We start from the raw sequence: 21,611 nt of genomic DNA, 5'->3' as shown, positions 1-21,611 counted from the left end.
GGTGTGGTGGCCCCTGGGGCCTGGTCGGTGGAAGCTGTGTTACCGGCTTGAAAGGCCGGTGTCGTGGGGGCTTGCTCGGCCGTGGTCGCTGGCTGGGTGGCGGAGGCCGTTGCTTCCGTCGAGGAGGCGGAGTCGCTGGTTCGAGTCTCGGTCGAGCTGAGCGGAGTGGGCTCCGTGGGGCCTTCTGCTGCGTGCTCGGAGCGTGGCGTCGGCGATGGCGCGGAGGTGGAGTCGCTGGTGGTGGCTCGCGCCTCGGTCGCTCTGGGTGCGGTGGTCTCCGTAGCGACTTGTGCTGCGTGCTCGGAGCGTGGCGCCGGCGATGGCTCGGACGTGGAGTCGCTGGCGTTGGCGCGTGCCTCATCCGCTCCGAGCGCGGTGGACTCCGTAGTGACTTGTGCTGCGTGCTCGGAGCGCGGCGTCGGTGCGCCTGTCTCTGCTGCGGAGGTGGACTCGCTTGCGTCGGTCGCGCCGTGTGCAACTGGCGCCGAAGAGGCCTGTGCGGCTGGTGTACCCGTGTCGGCGTACGCCTTGTCCGCGCTCCGCGCGGCTGGATCCGTGGATCCCTCTGCGGTTGTGGGCTTCGGAATTACCGCTGTCGTCTTCGTGTCGGTCAGTGCCTCAGACGCCCCGTGCACGGCAGGCTCCGTGGACGACCGTGCGGCCAGGATGCCTGCTGGCTCGGTGCGAGCCGGCGGCTCCGTGGAGAAGCGGTCGTCGCTGGACTCGTGCGGCTTGGTGCCTGCCGCAGACGGGGTGACTGCAGGCCTGGTGCGAGCCGAAGGCTCCGTGGAGGAGCGGTCGTCCCTGGTGGCGGGCGGCTCAGTGTCTGCCGCGGGCGGGGTGACGGATGGCGCAGTGGGGGTCGGAGGCTCCGTGGCGGAGCGGTCGTTCGTGGTCGCGGGCGGCTTGGTGTCTGCCGCAGACGGCGTGACTGCTGGTTCAGTGCGACCTGGGAAATTCGTGGAGGACCGGGCCGCTGAAGTGGCGAACGACTCAGCACGTGCCGAGGTGTCTTGCGCTGCCTCCGACGCCGCGTTCTCGATGCGCGACAGTGCCGCTGCCGTGGACTCAATGTCGGTGCCGACGTTGGTCTGGGTGTGAGCAGTGAAGATAGGGACGGTCGTGTTGTTCGGCGACTCGGTACGTGCCCGCAGGTCCATGGACACGGCTGCCTCGGTGGCAACCATGGCCTCCTCATGCGAAGCGAGCGACTGAGTCGAGGGCTCTTCCGTGATGGCTGATTCAGTGCCGCTGGAGCTGGCCGTGATGCCCCACGGGTCTATGTCGCTCGTGGGCTCGATGGGCGACGTGGGTGTCGACTCGGCGCGAGAAGACGCAGCAACTGCGTGAGACGGTGCCCCGGAGGTGTTCGTCGGCTCGAAGCGTTTGTCGTCGGCGCCCTGACGGCTGGAGGGCGAAGCCTGCTCCTCGGTGCCCCGAGACATCCCGGTGGCTGCGTCGAGAGGGGGAGGGGCAGTCACCTCGGAGGGACTGGCCTCCCAGGCTGGGACCTCCGGCGTTCCGAACCAGGGCACCTCGGACGACGTGTCCTCGGTGGTACCCGAAGTTCCCGCGCCGGAGCGATTCAAGGAGACTTCGGGTGCGACGCTCGCGGAGGTCCCCGATTCGAAGCTCGAGCCCGCTTCCATCGCGTCAATCGACGAGGACGCGAAGTTCGAGGGCTGTTCCTCGGCGCCGGCTCCGGAGGCCGCGTTCCTCGCGCCTGGGTCGTGCTCCTGGTCGAAAGCATCGGACGCATGGGCCGCACCGAGCTTGGGTGCGCTCACCGCGCTCGTTGCTGCTTCCGAGGAAGAGAAGAGGTCGCGGGGTGCCTGGGCTGTTCCTGCGTCCAGGATGCGCTCGTCCGTTGCTGGCGCCTGTGAGGGCTGCTCCGTCGACCCGTGCCCCGTGCCCTGCTCACTCCCTGTCGAGGGCTCGTCCTCATCGGGATCAAACAAGCTCGCGGTGATGTCGAAGTCGAGTGCGCGATCTTCGTCAGCGGCGAGAGAGGTGGCTTCGGAGGATGCGGACGCCGTGGCCGCGGCACTCTCCGTCCACGAGGACGATGCCTGCTCGGTCGTGTTCTCGAGTCCTGGAGACGTGTCGGCGGTGCTCGCGTTGAACGAAGCCGCATCCGACGGCTCACCCTGGCCATGGTGCTGCACTGGCGGTTCCGCTTCGGGTGACAGGCGAGGAGCGGTGTCCTCGACGTGCCGTGCGGTATCTCCGGTGTGTGGGCTCAGTGCCTCGCTGGGCGTCCCGGCTTCATCGGTCGCTGGAGCGAAGTGGCCGCCTTGCGGAGTCTCCGGGGTGTGGTCGCTCTCGGTGGCGAAGGAGCTGCCTTGAGCAGCCTCGGTGGCGAAGAGACCGCGGGGTCCGGTCTCAGGAGCAGCAGGAGGACTCTCCGCCTCGCCGCGCTCATCCTGGGACGCCGCTACCTGCGCTGGCGGCTCGGGTGGGCGGACTGGAACCGGCTTGGGTGCCTGCGTCTTGCGAACCAGTCCAGGGACGGTCTGCTGCGGCTCCGGGGCGGCCCGACGCGCGACCACACGGTCGACGAGCGCCTTGCTCGCGGCGTCCAGTTTCACGAAGCGCACCGTCATCCCAGCGCGCCCGCCGCCTGCGTCCACCTGCGACTTCACCACCACGCCTTCGCCGCGCAGCAGTCGGGTGCCATCCGCGAGGACGAACTCGAACGCCAGCCCGGTGCCCTCGGGCTTCAGGGCACGCGTGGCGACGAACACGCCTCCGCGCGCCACGTTCGAGCCGTACTTGTCGACGAACTCCTCCTCCGTGCTGTACGGGAGGCGGATGCGCAGCGGAAGCAGCTTGGACACAAGCCCGCTCATCGCAGGGGGATCCGCACCTCTCCCCCCGTCCCTTGCATGATCAGGTGCAGGGCACCTTCCCGCAGGGCCGGCGGGGGGAGCTCGAACAGGAGGATGATGTCGGCGCGCTCTTCAGGGGCCCAGGTGCGGCGCAGCGGCCGCGTTCCCGCGAGCACCTGCGCGTCCCGGGCCAGCACATACGACGCGCCTTGCGCGTCCACGACCGTGACTGACTCCAGGTCCAGCGTCACGGGCTTCGGGCCCACGTTCTGGGTGACGAACTGCACGCGGAGGAACAGCTCCTCCGTGGTCACGCTCATCTTCCCCGAGCCCTTCGCCGAGTGAGAGGACTCCAGCCCGGTGAGCTTCACCGCCACCGAGTCCACATGCACCGTGGCGTTGCCCTCGGGCACGCCCAACTGTCGGGGCGGGGCCTCTTCCAGTCCCGCGGCGAGTCCCGCGAGCTGGGCGTTCGGCGCGCCCCGGGTGGCCTCGGGTCCATGGGCCTGGCGACCCCCCTGGTTCACCCGGTCCACTTCCTGCCGCAGCTTCTGGAGCGTGCGCTCATCCGCCGTGCCCAGGGCCTCGGACGAGGGCTCCTCCTTCGTGCAGCCCCCGATGAGGAGGGCCGCAGCCAGGAGGCGCGCCACCGGCGCCAGCACGAGAGAGGCGCGAGCGCTCACGCGTTGCCCGCTCCCTTCACCAGCTCGTACAGCTTCTCCAGCGCAGCGGGCAGCTTCGACGCGTCGGGGCCGCCAGCCTGCGCCATGTCGGCCTTGCCGCCGCCCTTGCCGCCGACTTCCTTGGCCATCTCTCGCACGAGGTCTCCCGCGCTGATGCCCTTGGCCACCACGTCCTTCGTCAGCGCGACGAGGATGATGGCGCGGCCGTCCTTCTCGCCGCCAATGGCGATGACGCCGGAGCGCATGCGGTCGCGAAGCTGGTCCGCCATGCCGCGGAACACCTTGTCGTCCGCCGGGTCCACTCGCGTGGCGAGCACCTTCATGCCGTTGACGTCGCGCGCCTGCTCCAGCAGGTCCTTGCTGCCGGCCGTATTCGCCTTCACGGCCACTTCCTCGACCTTGCGCTCGAGCTCCTTCACACGCTTCTGCGCCGCTTCCACGCGCTTGACCACGTCCTTGGGGGACGTCTTCAAGAGCTCGGCCACCTTGCGCAGTTCGTGCTCCTGCTCGCGCACGTGCTGGAGCGCGCCCACGCCCGTGAGCGCGATGATGCGGCGCACGCCGGACGCCACGCCGCTCTCGCTGGAGAGCTTGAACAGGCCGATGTCGCCGCTGCGCCGCACATGCGTGCCGCCGCACAGCTCGGTGGACTCCGGATGCACGGTGACGACGCGCACCGTCTCGCCGTACTTCTCGCCGAACATGGCCACCGCGCCGGACTTCTTCGCGTCCTCGAGCGCCATGACGCGCGTCTCGGCCGCGGCGTTGTCGCGAATCCAGCCGTTGACCAGGTCCTCGACTTTCTCCGCCTGCTCCGCCGTGACGGGCCCGAAGTGCGAGAAGTCGAAGCGCAGGAAGTCCGGTGCCACGACGGAGCCCGCCTGCTTCACGTGCTCGCCCAGCACCAGCTTGAGCGCCTTGTGCAGCAGGTGCGTCGCGGAGTGGTTCGAGCGGATGGCCTTGCGGCGCTCCACGTCCACCGCGGTCTGCACCATGTCGCCGACCTTGAAGGTGCCCTCGGTGACTTCCACGGAGTGGACGATGAGGCCCGGCACCGGACGCTGCGCGTCCTTCACCTGCGCCACCGCCTTGCCGCCGTGGCCCACGATGTTGCCGCTGTCGCCGAGCTGACCGCCGGACTCGCCGTAGAAGGGCGTCCGGTCCAGCACCAGCTCCACCTTGTCGCCCTGAGACGCCTGGACCACTTCCACGCCGTCGCGAATCATCGCGCGGATGCTGCCCTCGCCCTCGTGGCCCTCGCCCTCGTAGCCGAGGAACTCGGTGGTCCCGAGCTTCTCCACGAGCTTGAGGTAGACGTCGCCGACGGCCTTGTCCTTGTTGAGCTCGCCGCCCTTGCCGCGCTCGGCCTCCTTCACCAACTCCGCGTCGAAGCCGGGGATGTCCGCGTCGAGCCCGTGCTCACGGAGGATGATCTGCGTCAGGTCCCACGGGAAGCCGTAGGTGCCGTGGAGCAGGAAGACGTCCGCGCCGGACATCAGTGTCTCGCCCGCCTTCTTCATCCGGGTGACGTTCTCCTCAATCATCTTCATGCCGCGGCTGAGCGTTCGCCGGAAGCTCTCCTCCTCGTGCTCGGAGACCTTGAGCAGGAAGGGACGGCTCTCGCGCAGCTCGGGGTACGCGTCACCCATCACCTCGATGACGCGGTCGACGACCTTGAAGAAGAAGAGCTGGTCCAGCCCCAGCAGCGTGCCGTGGCGGATCGCGCGGCGCATGATGCGGCGCAGGACGTAGCCCCGGCCCTCGTTGGAGGGCTGCACGCCGTCCGCGATGAGGAACGCCGCCGCGCGGCCGTGGTCCGCGATGACGCGGTGGGAGGCGCCCGTCTCCTGCGAATACGGCTTGCCGGAGACCTCGACGACCTTCGCGATGATGTTCTGGAACAGGTCCGTGTCGTAGTTGGAGCGCTTGCCCTGCACAACGGAGGCGATGCGCTCCAGGCCCGCGCCCGTGTCGATGGACGGCTTGGGCAGCGGAATCAGCGGCGCGTCCTTCTCCTTGCGCTCGAACTGCATGAACACGAGGTTCCAGATTTCGAGCCACCGGTCGCAGTCGCACGCGACGCCCTGACACTTGCGGCCCGCGGCTTCCTCGACACAGGGGATGTCGTCACCCTGGTGATAGTGGATTTCGGAGCAGGGACCGCACGGGCCCGTCTCGCCCATGGACCAGAAGTTATCCTTCTTGCCGAGCTTGTAGATGCGGTCGCGAGACACGCCCTGCTGCGCCCATAGCTCGAACGCCTCTTCGTCCCAGGGGATGCCATCCTCGCCGTTGAACACGGTGATGGACAGCCGCGCCTTGTCGAGCCCGAGCGTCTTCGTCACGAACTCCCAGCCGTACGCAATCGCGTCCGCCTTGAAGTAGTCGCCGAAGGAGAAGTTGCCGAGCATCTCGAAGAACGTGTGGTGCCGGGCCGTGTAGCCCACGTTGTCGAGGTCGTTGTGCTTGCCACCGGCGCGCACGCACTTCTGCGACGTGGTGGCGCGGCTGTAGTCGCGCCGCTCGCGGCCGGTGAAGACATCCTTGAACTGGACCATGCCCGCGTTGGTGAACAGCAGGGTCGGGTCGTTCGCCGGCACCAGTGAGGAGGAGGGGACGCGGCGGTGTCCACGCTCCTCGAAGAACTTGAGGAACGCCTCGCGAATCTCGGAGGCGGTCAGGGCGGAAGGCATGGTGTGGGTATATGCCACAAGAGGAGGCCGCGCAGGAGTTCTTGGAGGTTGCATGAGGGGGAGGACGGCCCGGGAGGGGGGACTCCGACAGCCCTGGCACGCCTGGACGGCAGGTGGGGTGGGGGGCGGGAAACACCGCGCCACGCCCGCGTGGGGTCCGCCCCTCAGTGTCCGTTCGCGGCCTTCTGCTTCACCACCCGGGCGGGGGCTCCCGCCACCACGGCCATGGGGGGCACATCCGAGATGACCAGGGCGCCAGCGCCAATCACCGCGCCGTCTCCCACAGTCACCGGGCCGATGATCTGCGCGCCCACGCCCACATAGACGTTGCGGCCGATGCGGGGGACTCCCGCCTCGCCGCGCCTCGGCTCCACGCTGACGTTCTGGGAGAGGAAGCTGCCTTCGCCCACTTCCACCCCCGGCGCCACCACCACGCCCACGCCGCCGTAACCCAGCCCCACGGAGGCGTGCAGGCGCGCGTCGATGTCCACGTGGCAGTGCAACAGCCGGTCACCCACGGCGGCCACCATGCTCGGAAGCACGGGCACACCCAGGCTCTTCAGCCGCCTCGCGGCCCGGTAGAAGGTCAGCGCGTCCGGGCCCATGCCCCACCCCGCGCCACCCCCCAGCGACCGGACGGCGTCTCAGCCTGGAGGCGGTCCTCGCCCACGCTCGCCATCCCGAGGAGGGAGGTGGGGGGAGACAGGGAAGCCGTCCAGGGTGAAGGGCGCGTCGTGGCCATCGCTCCGCGCCAATCTAGGGGACCTCCTGGCTCGGGCCAGCCGCTCGTTCGAGAGGCCCTGGGGAGCGTCCGCCAGCGAACCTCCGACGGTCCGCGCTGGCCCTGGAGTGCCACCGGGCGGACACTCGGCTCGGTGGCTCACGGGGGCGCGTGCTTCAGGAGGCCGCGCTCTCGCGCAGCCGCTTCAGGGCCTCCTCGACGTACTGGACGCCCTTGGGCGTGATGGCCTTCCCCTTCTTGGTGTCCTGCGCGTAGCCAGCGTGCAGACGCAGGGCCTTCGCGGCGTTGGGGGCGGCGTAGGTGACGCCCAGCTCGCCCCAGAAGCGGGACGTCGTCCCCGACGTCACTTCCAGGTCCAGCTCCACCGCCCGGGCCAGGTACAGCGGAATCAGCGAGCGCACGAGCTGATCCTTCAGCTTGCCCGCGGAGCGCAGCTCCTCGTGACGAGGGTGCGCGCGGAGCGCTTCCATCAGTTGGCCCACGGCCTGACCCGTGTCCGCCGAGGATGCCGCCTGGGACGCGGGAGCCGCCTCGCGCTTCTTCGCGCGGGCCTTGCTCCGGGCCGGGCTCTTGCCCGACTTCGTGACGGAGGCCTTGGCGGCGGCGGGCTTCGCGGACTTCACGGCCCGGGTCTTCTTCGCCACCTTCGAGGCACGAGGCGCCGGTGGCTCGGCGGCGACGGCTTCGGCGGGAGGGCCGTCCACCTCGGAGATGGGGCGCGGGCGCGGTGTGCGCTCGACGCGGGTGGACTCTGGCGCGCTGGGAGGCGCGACGGCCACGGGGGCAGGGGACGGCGAGTCCCGCCGATCCACGTGACGGGGTGCGGAATGGTCGGCACCGTTGCGGGAAGGGGCCTGCGGGCGCGCATAGCCCAGGCGCGAACGCACCTCTTCCACCACGCCGCTCAACCCCACTTGCTGCAGCAGACCTTCCAACCGGGAAGCGAATGACACCGGGCATGCCCTCCTGGACGTGCGCACGTTACCCCAGGATGGCCCCAGGTCGGATCCACCCTGCCTACGCAAGCAGGGAAGGTGGGTGTGCGTGGACCGGGCATCCTGCAACTGTTCGTCAGCGGGCAGACGGCGCTACACTCTGCGTCGTCCCCGCCATGCGGCTGCCTGCCCTCCCCCTCCTCGTGTTGCTCGTCGTGCCCGGTGTGACCCTCGCCCAGGGGGACACCCGCCTTGCGTTCCTCGGGCGCCAGCTCACGCAGGGCAAGGACCCCCGTTCGCGCTCCCAGGCGGCCCTGGTGCTGGGGGCCACCGAGGATCCGGAGGCCGTGACGCCCCTGTGTGGCGGCCTGAAGGACCCGAGTGAGCTGGTGCGCGCGGCCGTCGCCAAGTCCCTGGCGAAGCTGCAGGAGTCCTCCGCGCTGCCCTGTCTGGAGGCCCACAAGACGGAGGCGGACGCGACGGTGCAGGCGGCCGTGCGCGAGGCGGTGATCGCGCTGAAGGAGTACCAGGCACGACCTCCGCGCTTCTACGTCTCGCTGGAGGGGATGAAGGACCTCACGCGCTCGTTGCCGGCCGAACTGGTGAAGGCCACCGAGGCGCGGTTGCGCTCGCGGCTGATTCGCCGGGGCGCGCTGCTGGCGCCGGCCAAGGAGTCCAAGGCGGCGGCAAAGGGGGCGCTGAAGAAGCTGGGCCTGCATGGCTATCGCATCACCCCGGAGGTCCATGCGATGGAGGGAGGCGGGTTGCGGGTGGCCATCGTCTGCCTGAGCTACCCGGACCTGTCCCTGCTGGGGCAGGTGGACGTGAAGGCCGCGGGCGCGCAGCCCGCGGACCTCCTCAAGGCGCTCGTGCCGCGCGCGGTGGAGGAAGCAGCGGAAACCTTCGAGTGGAGCAACGAGACATGACGACGAGCACGACGGCGCACGCGGCGGCCCCGAAGCGGCGCTGGCGTAACTTCCTCCTGGATACGAGCTTCCAGCTCAAGCTGACCGCGTACATGGTTGGAGTGACGGTGGTGCTGTCGGCCCTGCTGGGCGTGTTCCTGGTGCGCTCCGCCTGGGCGCTGATGCGGGAGACGGCGACAGCGGTGGAGGCCCGCTCCCGGGCCGCCGAGGTCAGCCGGGAGTTGTCCGGCGCCACGCTGTCCAACGAGCTGCTCGCGCGGATGGACGACCCGACGTTCGAGGCCACCTTCCGGGAGAAGGCGCAAGGCATCGACGCGGCCTACGAGGCGGAGCGGGCCGCCATCGTCGAACAACGCGCGGAGCTCGAGTGGCGTCAGCGCGCGACATGGTGGGTGCTGGGGGCCTTCCTGGTGGGCTTCATCGCCGTGGTGGCGATGGGCACCATCGTCGTGACGCACCGGGTGGCCGGGCCGCTGTTGCGCATCCGGCGCATGGTGGGCGACGTGTACGAGGGCAAGCTGCGCCCGCCGCAGTACGGCCTGCGCGACGGCGACGAACTGCGGGAATTGTTCGACGCGACGCGGAGCATGATGCAGAAGCTGCGAGACCAGAGCGAAGAGGATGCTCGGGTGCTGGCGAAGGCGCTGGAGACGGCGGAGCGCTCCGGTGTGCCGGGAGAGTCGCTCGATGAGCTGCGCGCGCTGGAGTCCCGCTTCCGCGCGCGCCTGGAGGCCTGAGCCCCGCGCAGCCGTCCCCGGTCAGTGCTTCCGGGGACGCAGCTTGCGGAGCTCGGCTTGCATCTTCGCCATTTGTTGTTCGGCGTCCTTGAGAGCCAATTCCAGCTTACGTCGCTGCCGGGTCTCCGCCTGCCGACGTCGACGGGCCTCCGCTTGTCGGCGCAGCCGGGCCTTCTCCATCCGGGCCTTGAGCTGGTCAATCATCTCGGTGGACTCGAGCAACAGCGTCTCACCGGCCCAGACGAGCATCTTGTCGCCACGGACCTCGAACTCGAGCCCCAGCACCTTCGAGGTGAACCGTCCCTGCTTCGGCCGAAGGGGGACATAGGTCCTGTCCTTGGCGGACTTCAGCCGGAACCCCTCCAGTCGCTCCCGACCCGCGTCGTAGATGAAGTATTCGCGGACGCCGAGCCGCGCGTTCCGCTCCACGTTGACCACGGCGTCCTTCTTCCGGTTGCCGCCCGAGTGAACCTCCATCACCCAGTCCAGGCCCTTGCCCTCATGGCTCACCAGCCACTTCTCACGAGGGTGTGGCTCGACGTCGAACACCACCAGCAGGTCCGGCGCGAAGCGGCGCTCCCCGGGGTAATACACGGGCAGCTCCGAGCCGACGTAGGCCTTGCGCCGCCGATGACGGAAGTGATGCCTGAGCACATCGAGCACCCGGTGCTTCGCGTCTTGATGCAAGTCCCCCTCGGGCGGCGACATCTCCCGGTACGTCACCTCCGCCGGCAGTGACTCCACCACCTGCGCCCTCTCCTCGGGCCCCATCGCGTCCCACGCCTCCTGGGTGGGCGCCCGAGGGAAGGCGTCACCACGAACTCTGTCCGCGTGCCGTCCCATGCTTCAAAGCGTGGAGTTGGCAGCCTCGCGCGTCAATGCCCGAGGCGGATGAGCAATGCGTGGGCCATGCACAATCGCGCGCGCTCTGAAGCAGGAATCAAGCAATGCGCGTGAATCGCGTTCCAGGACTCCGTGAAGGAGTCCACGGGAGCGGACTTGTGAAGCTTCACGGTGGCGAGGCCACGTCCACGGTGAGCCCTGTCTGCTTGAGCACGGCGTGGATGCGCAGGCGTGCCTGGGCCCACGGAAGCGCCTCCACGCGATAGCCCTCGAGCGCTTCCATGAGGTGCGCGCGGTAGCTCGGGTGGCCCGGGTCCGCGACGATGACGACGCCTCGGTCCGTGGTGGAGCGAATGAGTCGACCCACGCCCTGGCGCAGGAGCAGCAACGCGCGCGGAAGTCGGTACTGGAGGAAGCCCTGGTACTCGCCACCGGAGCGGGCCAGCGGCTCCTCACGCGCGGCCACCAACGGACGCAGCGCGGGCTCCAGCGGGAGCTTGTCGATGAAGACGCAGCCCACGCCCCGGCCTGGGATATCCACGCCCTGCCAGAAGCTCTTCGTGCCCAGCAGCACCGTGCCCGTGTCGCGCTCCTGCCGAGCCGCCAGCGAGCGACTGTGTCCGCGCGACTGCCGCAGCACTTCGATGCCCAGCGGCTCCAGTCGGCTCCGCGCTTCCGCGCCCACGCGCTCCATGCGCCGCGTGGAGGCGAACAGGCCCAGCAGCCGTCCACCCATCGTCTGCGCGAGGCCCGAAATCCGCGTCGCGGCCCACTCGACAAACGGGTCCTCGTGCGCGCGCGGCGCATCGGTGACGAGCACCACCAGCGCCTGCTCGTGGAGCTGAAAGGGAGACGGTGCGCGCAACAGCCGAGGGGCAGGGCGGTCTCCGCGTCCATCCAGCCCCAGCCGCTTCAACACGAAGGGCGTTCCCGAGCCGTGGCTCGTGGGACCCAACGTGGCCGAGGTCAACACCAGCGCGCGCTTGTTCGCCGCGAAGTCACGCGACACATGGAACGACACGTCCACTGGCTGCGCGCCCACGTTCCATCGCTGTCGCCGAGGCTCGGCTGTCGCGGAGTAGCACCGTCCCGCCGCCGCTTCGCCCGAGAGCTCCTGCGCCAGCGTCGCCAGTTCGCCCAGCTCCGTGGTGGCACCGGACAGTTCGCGCTCCAGCGCGGGCATCCGCGCGGCGAGCTCCGGCAGGGCCTCCAGCACCCGCACCGCGAGCAGCGTGTGCAGCGCCTGCAGCGCGCCGCGCACCAGCTCCAGGCCGTCACGCACCGGCTCCCACGTGGGCAACGCGCGCACCGCCTCCGTCACGCGCAGCTCCGGCGCATATGCGCCCTCGTCGGGGTCCTCTCCCGCAGTGGTCGCCGAGGGCTCGCACAGCTCTGTCACCCGCGAGCCCAGGTCCCGCGCCTCGTCCATCAGCCGGCGCAGCGCGTCCTCCACCTGGCCCATCAGCGCGCGCGACTCCTCGCGACGCGACGCGGAGAGGGCGCGCCGCAGCTCCGCGAAGAGGCCGTGGCGTCCATCGCGTCCGTGCAGTCGCTCGGTGAGCCGCTGGAAGGCCAGGTCCGACAGCTCCACGGTGAGGGCCGTGGTGGCCACGTCCTCCACCTCGTGGGCCTCGTCGAGGACCAGATGCTCCAGCTTCGGGTAGCGCGCCGGCCACGCGAAGGCGAGGGACTGGTTGATGACCAGCACATCCGCCTCGCGCGCCTGGGCCACGGCCGAGTGGTAGAAACACCGGTGGTAGTGCGGGCACTTCTCGCCGAGCGTCGTCGCGGCCTCGGAGCGCACCGCGGGCGTCAGGCCCATCAGGACGGGGAAGCGCTCGCGGAACCAGTGGCTCAGCCGGTCCATGTCGCCATCCACACTGCGGCGCAGGTACGCACGCAGGTAGGCGCGAGGCGCGCGAGCCGAGTGCCCCATGCCCGGCTCCACGCGCGTGGCCTCCAGCGCGCGGCGTCGGCACAGGTAGTTCGACTGTCCCTTGAGCAGCGCGTAGCCGAAGGTGCCGCCCATCGCCTTGTGCAGTCGAGGCAGGTCCTTCTCCAGCAACTGGTCCTGGAGCGTCTTCGTGTGCGGGGCCACGCCCACCTTGCGCCCGTTGCGCGCGGCGAAGAGGGCCGCGGGCGCCAGGTACGCGAGCGACTTGCCCGTGCCCGTGCCCGCCTCCACCGCCACCTGCTCACCGTCCGACAGCGCGCGCGCCACCGCATGCGCCATCTCGAGCTGCGCGGGCCGACTCCGGAAGCCCTCCTCCATCCGCTCCAGCGCGCCTCCAGCGCCCAGCACCGCCGTCACCTCGTCGGCCCGCACAGGCAGCACCGGCGTGTCGGTCTCGGGCTCGGGCAGCGAGGGGACACCGGCCGCTCGCCGTCGCTCGGGCTTCCCGCGAAGGAAGCCTTGCGTCTCCAGCGCCAGCGACGCGGGCGCGGCGCGACAGGCGTCGCTCAGTCGCGACAGCAGCTCCAGCAGCGGCCACTCCTCGTAGTCGAACGCGCCGTCGTCCGTCTCTGGAGGCCCCAGCCGCCGCGCGGCCCGAGGGTCCAGCGTGGCCAGCAGGTCGGAGACGTCCTCGCCCCGGCCCTCGCGCACGAAGCGGTCCATCGTCTGCACGAGCACGGCGTGCACCGCTTCACAGTCGGACAGCGCGCGGTGCGGCTGCCGGATGCCCAGCCCGGCCCAGCGCAAAAGCGACTCCAGCGAGTGGCTGGTCAGCTCCGGGTGCAGGTAGTGCATCAACTCGCACGAGTCGAGCACCGGCGCGCGGATGGGACCCAGCAGGTCCGGCAGGAAGCCCTTCTCGAACGGCGCGTTGTGCGCCACCACCGTCCAGCCCGTGAGCCGACTTCGCAGCTCCTCGATGTCAGTCCCGAAGCGGGGCCGACCCGCCAGGTCCGCGTCCGTCAGGCCCGTCAGCCGTCGGATGGTGAGAGGCAGGGGTCGCGACGCCGAGTACAACCGCGCGAAGCGGTCCACCTCGCGTCCGTTCTCGAAGAAGAGACACCCCAGCTCGATGATTTCGTCGGCACGTGGATCCAACCCCGTGGTTTCGAGGTCGAGGAAGACATGCCGCGTGAAAAGCTCCGCCGCGCCGCCCATGCAGGGCCGGGAGACTAACGCTTCCCGGCGCGGTGCCCAGATTTCAGCCTACGTCTTCAGTCCACCAGGAAAACGCCGGAAATCATCTTCCCCATGGCACACCCGTAGACGAGTTTTCCGGACTCCTTGGGTGTGAAGGAGATGTCCACCGGCTGGTTGAGCGGCAGCGGCGTGTTGATGTCGTAGCCGTCCATCACCACTTCGGTGGCGCACGTCTGGTCCGTCTTGCGCGTCACCACCAGCTTCACCGGCTCGCCCTTCTTGAGCGTCACGGGGCTGGGCTCGTAGCCCTTCTCCGTCACCGTCAGCTCCACCACGCGCACGCCGTTCTCCCGCTTCTCGGGGACGGTGGGCGCCGAGGGGGCCGCTTCGGCGGCGGGCGTGTCCTTGGTGCATCCCTGCTGCGTGGCGCCCACCATGGCGGCCGTCGCGGCGAGCGCGAGCCAGGGCTTGATGATGCGGGAGAAGAAGGGGCGCATGGGGTGCCTCGAACGAAGAACTTGCGAAGGTGAAAGGGGCGGCGCCCCCGACGTCAGGGCCCTCAGGCCTCGTCGACGGGAGCGCTCGCGGGACCCGGCTCGAACCGGAGCAGGGCGTGGAGCGGGACGAAGACCTCGTGGCCCGGCTCACCCAGGAGCAGGTCGAACCGGCCCACGTGCATCAGCGGGAGCTGGAGGGTGATGCCGTTGCGCAGCACCAGCTTCACCGTCTCGCCCAGGTGGTCCAGGAACGCGCGCGGGTCCGAGTACGGACGCTTGTCCGGCTGACGCGCCACCGTGGAAGGCTTCTGCGTCAGCTTGGCGTCGCGCTCCAGGCCAGGCAGCAGCCGTTCCCACTCAGCGCGCCGCGCCAGCAGCACCACCTGCAGCTTCTCCAGCCGCCCGGTGCGCTCCAGCGTGAAGGCGATGGGCTCCTCCGCGACGAGCGTGTCCAGCAGCGAGCGCTCCGCCAGGACGACGGAGACCTCCACCTTGCCGGCGATGAGGCCGCCGAGCAGCTCCGCCACCACGGCGTTGTCGACCTCGCCGCGCGCCTGCTTGATGGCCGCTTTGCGCTGGGTGCGCTCCTTGCGCGCCATGAACTCCGCCACCGTCATGCCGCTCTGGAGCACGCCGAAGGCATCCCCCAACGACAAGCTCGGCGTCTGGCCCATCAGCTCGTAGACCTGGTCGAAGCGCTTCGCCTCTTCGGCGTGCAGCTTGCGCCAGATGCGGGCCTTCATCTTCCCTTCCAGCTCCCCCTTGGCGATGCGCGCGGGCACATGCTCGCGCTGCGCCAGTGCGAGGATCTGCTCGGGCGTGGGCGGAGGCCGGGGCGTCGAGGAGCGGAAGCCCCCCGGCCGACCACCGAAGCCGCCCGGACGCGCACCGGGTCCCCCCGGGCCTCCGGGTGCTCTCGGCGCCAGTGGACGGGCCCCTGGCGTCACGCTCGCCGGACGCGGCGAGGGTGCGGGTGCCGCGCCGGTGGGCCGGGGAGCGGGCAAGGGGGCGGCGGTCGTCGGCGCCGTCGCCGCGGGAGCGGCGGGGCGGGGCGAAGGACTCACCCCCGAGGGCCGAGGAACCGCCGGCGTGAGGGGGGGCGCCGTGCCGGCGGTGGGCCGGGGCGTGGGCGTGGGGCGCGGCGTGGGCGCCGGAGGGGCGGATTCCAAGGGGGACGGAGTCTGGGCGGCGCTGCCGGGCGTCGAGGCCGGCCGCCGGATGACTTCGACCGCGGGAACCACCCGCCGTGTCTTCCGATCGTTCACAGTCGTACGTTACCTGATGCGAGGAGCCCGAGCATGCCCGGCTTCACGGCTGGAGGGAGGCTGAGAGGTCCACTTTCCACCCAGACGGCTCTCGGACCATCCGGACCTCGTGGGTGCTGCCTGACGAGCGAACGAGCACGGTCGCCTCGTCGCCCGCCTCCCGGACCAGGGAGACCTCCGTAACATCCGGAGGAGGGGGGACATTCGCGAAGAAGAGGCCCAGGGGCTCGGGTTTCACCGCGCCCCCGGAGGCGTCACTCACCGCCTGGGCCCGCTTCGTCAGGGCCGTCTGGGTGGGCTGGGACAATGCGCCCCAGGCCGCGCGCAACTCGCCGCGCTTCACCAGACGGTGGAAGGACGTATACGCATCTTGCGGTGTGCCGAAGCGGGGCTGGTTGCAGCCGGCCACGCCCACCAGGAGCAGGGCCAGCAACCAGGGCATCGTCGCGGTCAGGCGCATGGACGTGGGGTTTAGGTCAAAGCGGCGCCGGGGGAAAGCCTTGGGTTCGTCCGTCTCACGGAACGTGTTGCTGGACACGGTTGCGCCCCGCTCCCTTGGCCGCGTAGAGCCCCGCATCCGCGGCGCGAAGAAGCTCCTCCGCGCTCCCCAGGTCTTCCGAGGGCACCGTCGCCACGCCCAGCGACGCCGTCAGGCGCACCTCCTGCCGCTTCCCGTCCACGCCCACGTGCTCCACCCGCAGGCCGGCGATGGCCTCGCGCACGCGCTCGCACACCTTGAGCGCGTCCGCCGTCGCCGTCTCCGGCAACAACGCGATGAACTCCTCCCCGCCATAACGCGCCAGCACGTCCACCTCGCGCAGCCGCGAGCGCGTCGTCTGCGCCACCGCCTTGAGCACCTGGTCCCCGAAGGGGTGGCCGAAGGTGTCGTTGATGCGCTTGAAGTGGTCGATGTCCAGCATCACCAGCGACAGGGGGGACTGGTAGCGCCGCGAGCGCGCGAACTCGTCGCTCAGGCGCTCCTCGAAGCAGCGCCGGTTGAACAGCCCCGTGAGCGCGTCCGTCCGGCTGAGCGCCAGGAGCTCCTCGCGCCGCCGCGCCAGCTCCTTGTTGGCCTTGTCCAGCTCCCGGTTCTTCTCCACCAGCGCGTCCTGGAGCGCCTTGAGCCGCAGCATCGACTTCACCCGCGCCGACAGCTCCAACATGTCGAAGGGCTTCACCAGGTAGTCGTCCGCCCCCAGCTCCAGCCCCTCCACCTTTCCCGCCGCCTGCCGCGCCGTCATCAGAATCACCGGGATGAAGCCGAAGCCTTCCTCCCCGGAGTTCGCCTTGATGATGCGGCACACCTCCACGCCGCCCAGCCCCGGCATCTCCACGTCCATCAAGATGAGGTCCGGCCGCGCCTCGCGAATGGCCGACAGCGCCTGTGTGCCGTCATGGGCTTCCTTGAAGACGTACCCCCGCGGCGCCAGCCCCTCGCGCACATGTGCCACGTGCGATGGATCGTCATCGACGATGAGCACCGTCCGGCCGCTCAGCTCGCCGCCTGCCCCAGTCCGCCGGGCTACCTCCGGCGTCCTCTTCCTGTCACCCTCCGCCATGCGGTTGCGCCCCCAGTGCAATCATCCCGCGCTGCCAGAATGCCTGTGATTGTCTCCCGCCGACTCCAGGAAGCCAAGGGGTAGGGCAAGTCCCCGTCTTTCGGAGGCTCAGGCGGGTTTGACGAGGCGGGCCCGGTACACCGGCTCTCCCGAGGTGAGATACCGCCGCTCACGCGTCGAGGGCACCTCCTCCGGGTCATACGGATGGAAAACACCGGAACCCAAGGGGTTGTGGAAACCCACGGATTCCAGGATGGAGAGCATGTTGTGGGCGCGGTCCTCGACGTCGGTGCGCATGTCGAAGCGGCCGCCGGGGGCGAGCCTGGTGAGCAGGAGGGCGGCGAAGTCCGGCTGCACGACGGCGCGCTTGGCGTGGGCGCGCTTCCACCAGGGGTCGGGGAACTGGAGGTGGATGGCGGAGAGCGAGCCGGCCGCGAAGATACGGGGGACGGCGAAGCGGGCGTCGGACTCGACGACGCGCAGGTTCTTCATCCCGGCCTTCTGGGCGCGCTCCTGGGTGTCGCGCGCGTACTTCTTGCGCCACTCGAAGGCGACGAAGCGGATGGTGGGGTTGCGGCGGCAGTACTCCAGCGCGTGGCCCCCGGCGCCGGAGCCGATTTCAAGCTCCAGGGGGCCCGGGAAGCCGAACTCGGCGTCCCAATCCGGAGGGGTCTCCTGGGCGATGAGGTGGAGGCCGACGGGGTCTGGCAGCAAGCGGGGGCGTGGCATGAGGAGGGCGCTCCAACCACGGCCGAGCGGGGTCTGGCCAGGGAAAAACACTGGTATAGGGGAGGGATGAAGGTCTTCCAGTCGGTGGCGGAGGCGGGCCGGGCGCTGATCGGCCGAGCGCTCGCCCTGGGCAACTTCGACGGGGTGCACGTGGGCCACCAGGCCCTCTTCGCGGAGGCGCGCAAGCACGCTTCCCCCGCGGCGTTCACCTTCAACCCCCACCCGGGCAAGGTGCTCCAGCCAGACCTGGCGCCCAAGCTGATTACCTTGCTGCCCCGCCGCCTGGAGCTGCTCGCCGACCTGGGGCTGGAGGCCACGGTGGTGCAGGCCTTCTCGCGTGACTATGCGCGCACGGGCCCTGCGGACTTCGAGGCCACGCTCTTCGACGCGCTCGGCGTGGCGCACGTGGTGGTGGGCAGCGACTTCACCTACGGCGTGGCGCGCGCGGGCAACGTGGAGACGCTGCGCGAGGCGGCGTCCCGGCGGGGCGCGCGCGTCCATGTGGTGACGCCCGTCACGGTGGACGGGGTGGTGGCCTCGTCCTCACGGGTGCGTGAGTACATCCTCGAGGGGCGCGTGTCCGCCGCGTGCCGGCTCCTGGGTCGCCCGTTCGATTTGGACGGGATGGTCGTGGCGGGGGCGGGGCGGGGGAGGACCATCGGCTTTCCCACCGCCAACGTGGACACCCAGAACGAGCTGCGGCCCGCGCCGGGCGTCTATGCCATCCGCGTGCGCTTCCTCACGGGGGAGGGCGTGGGCACCTGGCATGGGGGCGCCGCCAATATCGGCATCAAGCCCACCTTTGGCGGCACCGAGGTCACCATCGAGGCGCACCTGCTGGATTTCGCGGGGGATATCTACGGGCGGGAGCTGCGCGTGCAGTTCCTGGAGCGCCTTCGCCCCGAGCAGCGGTTCGGCTCCGTGGCGGAGCTGACCGGGCAGATCAAGCGCGACGTGGAGGCCGCTCGCACGGTGATTGCGCGGGCCGGGGAGTGACGCACGCACTTTTCCCGTGATTGTTCAACGGGTTGGCGAGTCCGGGCCCCCCAGAGGGCGCCTTGACGGATGTGCGCGGCTCCCCTCTAATTCGCTGTCAGGAACCGTGCCAAAGGTGCTGTGGGGCCCCGAGGCAACGCCCCTGTCTCCCAAGAGCGAGGCGGGCCCCCGCCCGTCTCATCCTTCTGTGCCACAAGGAAGAGGCTTCACGAATGTCCGGTCGATTGGGTGAACTGCTGGTCCGCGAGAATCTCATCTCCGTCCAGCAGCTGCGCAAGGCCCAGGAAGAACAGCAGAAGAGCGGCACGCGCATCGGCACCGCGCTCATCAAGACGGGCGCCATCGAGGAGTCGAAGCTCACCGACTTCCTCTCCAAGCAGTACGGCGTGCCGGCCATCAACCTGAAGGACTTCGACATCGACCCGGACATCATCAAGCTCGTGCCGAAGGAAGTGGCCGAGAAGCACCTGGTGATTCCCGTCAATCGCGCCGGTCCCTCGCTGATCGTCGCCATGTGCGACCCGTCCAACATCTTCGCGGTGGACGACCTGAAGTTCCTCACCGGCTACAACATCGAGACGGTGGTGGCCTCGGAGGTCTCCATCCGCGAGGCCATTGAGCGCTACTACGCGGAGAAGGGCCCCTCGATGGAGGAGATCGTCGGCGACGTCGACGACGAAGTCGAGCTGGCGAAGGAGGAGACGGAGAACATCGACGAGATGGCGAAGGCCGCAGATGACGCGCCCGTCGTCAAGCTGGTGAACCTCATCCTCATGGACGCCATCAAGAAGCGCGCGTCCGATATCCACATCGAACCGTATGAGCGCGACTTCCGCGTCCGCTTCCGGATCGACGGCGTGATGTACGAGGTCATGCGCCCGCCGATGAAGTTGCGCAACGCGATTACGTCGCGTCTGAAGATCATGGCCTCGCTGGACATCTCCGAGCGACGCCTGCCGCAGGACGGCCGCATCAAGATCAAGATTGGCGGCGGCAAGGAGATGGACTTCCGCGTGAGCGTGTGTCCCACGCTCTTCGGCGAGAAGGTCGTGATGCGTCTGCTCGACAAGAGCAACCTGCAGCTGGACATGACGAAGCTGGGCTTCGACGCGGAGCCCCTGGCCTGGTTCAAGGAAGCCATCGACCGTCCCTACGGCATGGTGCTGGTGACGGGCCCCACCGGTTCCGGCAAGACGACGACGCTGTACTCGGCGCTCTCCAGCCTCAACGACGTCGGCACCAACATTTGCACCGCCGAGGACCCGGTCGAATTCAACTTCGCCGGCATCAACCAGGTGCAGATGCATGAAGACATCGGCCTGAACTTCGCCGCGGGCCTGCGCTCGTTTCTCCGCCAGGACCCGGACATCATCATGATTGGTGAGATCCGCGACTTCGAGACGGCGGAAATCGGCGTGAAGGCCGCCCTCACCGGCCACCTGGTGCTCTCCACGCTGCACACCAACGACGCCCCTGGCACGGTGAGCCGTCTGCTCAACATGGGCATCGAGCCGTTCCTCGTGACGGCCTCGCTCAACCTCATCCTCGCCCAGCGTCTGGCGCGCCGCCTGTGCCCCGCCTGCAAGAAGCCGGCGGACAAGGTGGACGAGCAGGCCCTCATCGACGCCGGCATCCCCCCGGACAAGATGGGCACCTTCACCGTGTACGAGAAGGTCGGCTGCCGCGACTGCAATGACCGCGGCTACCGGGGTCGCGTGGCCATCTACGAGGTCATGCCCTTCTGGGACGGCCTCAAGGAGCTGGTCATCAACGGTGGGTCCGCCGCGGAGCTCAAGCAGGAGGCCATCCGTCTGGGCATGAGCAGCCTTCGCATGAGTGGCCTCAAGAAGGTGATGGACGGCTTCACCACTCTGGAAGAAGTGGTCGGCAACACCGCCCCGGACCGTTTCTAGTCACCCCCTCCCCCAGCCTCACCGAAGGACATCCCCACCGTGGCCAACCTGCACCAGCTCCTCAAGGCGATGGTCGAGAAGGGCGCTTCCGACCTCCACGTCACCACCGGCTCGCCGCCGCAATTGCGCGTGGACGGCGAGCTCGTCCCCTTGAAGACGGCGCCGCTGACGCCCGTGGAGACCAAGCAGCTCTGCTACTCCATCCTCACGGACGCCCAGAAGCACAAGTTCGAGGAGGACAACGAGCTGGACCTGTCCTTCGGCGTGAAGGGGCTGTCGCGCTTCCGCGCCAACATCTTCATGCAGCGTGGCGCGGTGGCCGGGGCGTTCCGCACCATTCCCTTCAAGATCCTGACCTTCCAGGAGCTGGGCCTGCCGCCCGTCGTGGCGGAGCTGGTGAAGAAGCCGCGCGGCCTCATCCTGGTGACGGGACCCACGGGCTCGGGCAAGTCCACCACGCTGGCCTCGATGATCGACAAGATCAACACCGAGCGTCATGAGCACATCATGACCATCGAGGACCCCATCGAGTACCTGCACCCGCACAAGAACTGCCTCGTCAATCAGCGCGAGGTGGGTGCGGACACGCGGAACTTCAAGACGGCCCTCAAGTACATCCTGCGTCAGGACCCGGACATCGTGCTGGTGGGCGAGTTGCGCGACCTGGAGACCATCGAGGCCGCGCTCACCATCGCCGAGACGGGCCACATCTGCTACGCGACGCTGCACACCAACAGCGCGGTGCAGACCATCAACCGCGTGCTGGACGTGTTCCCGCCGTACCAGCAGCCGCAGGTGCGCGCCCAGATGTCCTTCGTGCTGGAGGGCGTGATGAGCCAGGCGCTGGTGGCCAAGGCGGGCGCTCCGGGCCGCATCCTCGCCCTGGAGGTCATGATTCCCAACCCCGCCATCCGGAACCTCATCCGCGAGGACAAGGTCCACCAGATCTACTCCTCCATGCAGGTGGGTCAGGCCAAGTACGGCATGCAGACCTTCAATCAGGCCCTGGCGGCGCTGCTCCTGCGCCGGCTCATCACCCAGGACGAGGCCTTCGGTCGCTCCAGCGACCCGGACGAGCTGCGCAACATTCTTTCCACCGGGGGTGGCGGGCTCCCGGGTACCCAGCGACCAGCCGGAGGAGCGACGGGTCGTTAGTTCCTGGTTTCGAGAT

At 69.3% G+C, this 21,611-nt stretch carries 16 protein-coding genes and 1 pseudogene; 5 read left to right on the top strand and 12 right to left on the bottom strand.

The features are described 5' to 3' along the window. Positions 1-2,600: 2,600 nt before the first annotated feature. The 5 genes and pseudogenes from HUA76_RS45390 to HUA76_RS18225 form a co-directional block, all read right to left on the bottom strand. Positions 2,601-2,849: pseudogene (locus HUA76_RS45390) on the bottom strand (TIGR02266 family protein); the annotation flags it as partial. Beyond that, entirely contained in the window at positions 2,846-3,511 is a 666-nt protein-coding gene (locus tag HUA76_RS18240; protein WP_174461575.1) for a hypothetical protein, read from the bottom strand. The pseudogene HUA76_RS45390 and the gene HUA76_RS18240, both read right to left, overlap by 4 nt. Further along, entirely contained in the window at positions 3,508-6,204 is a 2,697-nt protein-coding gene (gene alaS, locus HUA76_RS18235) for an alanine--tRNA ligase (protein ID WP_174461574.1), read from the bottom strand. Before alaS ends, HUA76_RS18240 begins: the two co-directional genes overlap by 4 nt. A gap of 164 nt (positions 6,205-6,368) precedes the next feature. After that, on the bottom strand, positions 6,369-6,809 hold the full coding sequence (locus tag HUA76_RS18230; RefSeq protein ID WP_141647926.1) for an acetyltransferase: 441 nt from the start codon (positions 6,807-6,809) through the stop codon (positions 6,369-6,371). Between the two features lie 292 nt (positions 6,810-7,101). After that, positions 7,102-7,899, bottom strand: coding sequence for a hypothetical protein (locus HUA76_RS18225; protein ID WP_174461573.1), 798 nt, complete (start codon positions 7,897-7,899; stop codon positions 7,102-7,104). A 158-nt stretch (positions 7,900-8,057) separates the two neighbouring features. On the opposite strand from HUA76_RS18225, the gene HUA76_RS18220 reads away from it, so the two are divergent. Together HUA76_RS18220 and HUA76_RS18215 are read left to right on the top strand one after the other, a co-directional pair. After that, on the top strand, positions 8,058-8,807 hold the full coding sequence (locus tag HUA76_RS18220; protein WP_174461572.1) for a HEAT repeat domain-containing protein: 750 nt from the start codon (positions 8,058-8,060) through the stop codon (positions 8,805-8,807). Beyond that, a complete protein-coding gene (locus HUA76_RS18215; RefSeq protein WP_141647923.1) occupies positions 8,804-9,544 on the top strand; it encodes a HAMP domain-containing protein in 741 nt (246 codons plus the stop codon). The genes HUA76_RS18220 and HUA76_RS18215 overlap by 4 nt, the downstream gene beginning before the upstream one ends. 21 nt (positions 9,545-9,565) lie before the next feature. Here HUA76_RS18215 and HUA76_RS18210 read toward each other — a convergent pair whose 3' ends face one another. The 7 genes from HUA76_RS18210 to HUA76_RS18180 form a co-directional block, all read right to left on the bottom strand. Then, positions 9,566-10,315, bottom strand: a complete 750-nt coding sequence (locus HUA76_RS18210; RefSeq protein ID WP_254614275.1) for a Uma2 family endonuclease — start codon at positions 10,313-10,315, stop codon at positions 9,566-9,568. A 238-nt stretch (positions 10,316-10,553) separates the two neighbouring features. Next, on the bottom strand, positions 10,554-13,499 hold the full coding sequence (locus HUA76_RS18205; RefSeq protein ID WP_174461571.1) for a helicase C-terminal domain-containing protein: 2,946 nt from the start codon (positions 13,497-13,499) through the stop codon (positions 10,554-10,556). 56 nt (positions 13,500-13,555) lie between these two features. Then, entirely contained in the window at positions 13,556-13,978 is a 423-nt protein-coding gene (locus HUA76_RS18200) for a cupredoxin domain-containing protein (protein WP_174453008.1), read from the bottom strand. 62 nt (positions 13,979-14,040) lie between these two features. After that, positions 14,041-15,147, bottom strand: coding sequence for a hypothetical protein (locus HUA76_RS45385; protein WP_254614274.1), 1,107 nt, complete (start codon positions 15,145-15,147; stop codon positions 14,041-14,043). 139 nt (positions 15,148-15,286) lie between these two features. Further along, positions 15,287-15,703, bottom strand: coding sequence for a hypothetical protein (locus tag HUA76_RS18190; protein WP_141649421.1), 417 nt, complete (start codon positions 15,701-15,703; stop codon positions 15,287-15,289). Positions 15,704-15,758: 55 nt separating this feature from the next. After that, a complete protein-coding gene (locus HUA76_RS18185; RefSeq protein ID WP_141649420.1) occupies positions 15,759-16,802 on the bottom strand; it encodes a diguanylate cyclase in 1,044 nt (347 codons plus the stop codon). 108 nt (positions 16,803-16,910) lie between these two features. Further along, positions 16,911-17,531, bottom strand: coding sequence for a tRNA (guanosine(46)-N(7))-methyltransferase TrmB (locus HUA76_RS18180; RefSeq protein WP_141649419.1), 621 nt, complete (start codon positions 17,529-17,531; stop codon positions 16,911-16,913). Between the two features lie 66 nt (positions 17,532-17,597). On the opposite strand from HUA76_RS18180, the gene HUA76_RS18175 reads away from it, so the two are divergent. The 3 genes from HUA76_RS18175 (at position 17,598) to HUA76_RS18165 (ending at position 21,595) form a co-directional block, all read left to right on the top strand. Beyond that, positions 17,598-18,527, top strand: a complete 930-nt coding sequence (locus HUA76_RS18175; protein WP_174453010.1) for a bifunctional riboflavin kinase/FAD synthetase — start codon at positions 17,598-17,600, stop codon at positions 18,525-18,527. A gap of 212 nt (positions 18,528-18,739) precedes the next feature. After that, on the top strand, positions 18,740-20,440 hold the full coding sequence (gene pilB / locus HUA76_RS18170) for a type IV-A pilus assembly ATPase PilB (RefSeq protein ID WP_141648911.1): 1,701 nt from the start codon (positions 18,740-18,742) through the stop codon (positions 20,438-20,440). Positions 20,441-20,479: 39 nt separating this feature from the next. Then, positions 20,480-21,595, top strand: coding sequence for a type IV pilus twitching motility protein PilT (locus tag HUA76_RS18165; protein WP_141648910.1), 1,116 nt, complete (start codon positions 20,480-20,482; stop codon positions 21,593-21,595). The last annotated feature ends 16 nt before the right edge of the window (positions 21,596-21,611 follow it).

It is taken from the genome of Myxococcus sp. CA056 (assembly GCF_013336715.1).
In the GTDB taxonomy this organism is placed as follows: domain Bacteria; phylum Myxococcota; class Myxococcia; order Myxococcales; family Myxococcaceae; genus Myxococcus; species Myxococcus llanfairpwllgwyngyllgogerychwyrndrobwllllantysiliogogogochensis.
This window is presented reverse-complemented; position numbering and strand designations above follow the sequence as displayed.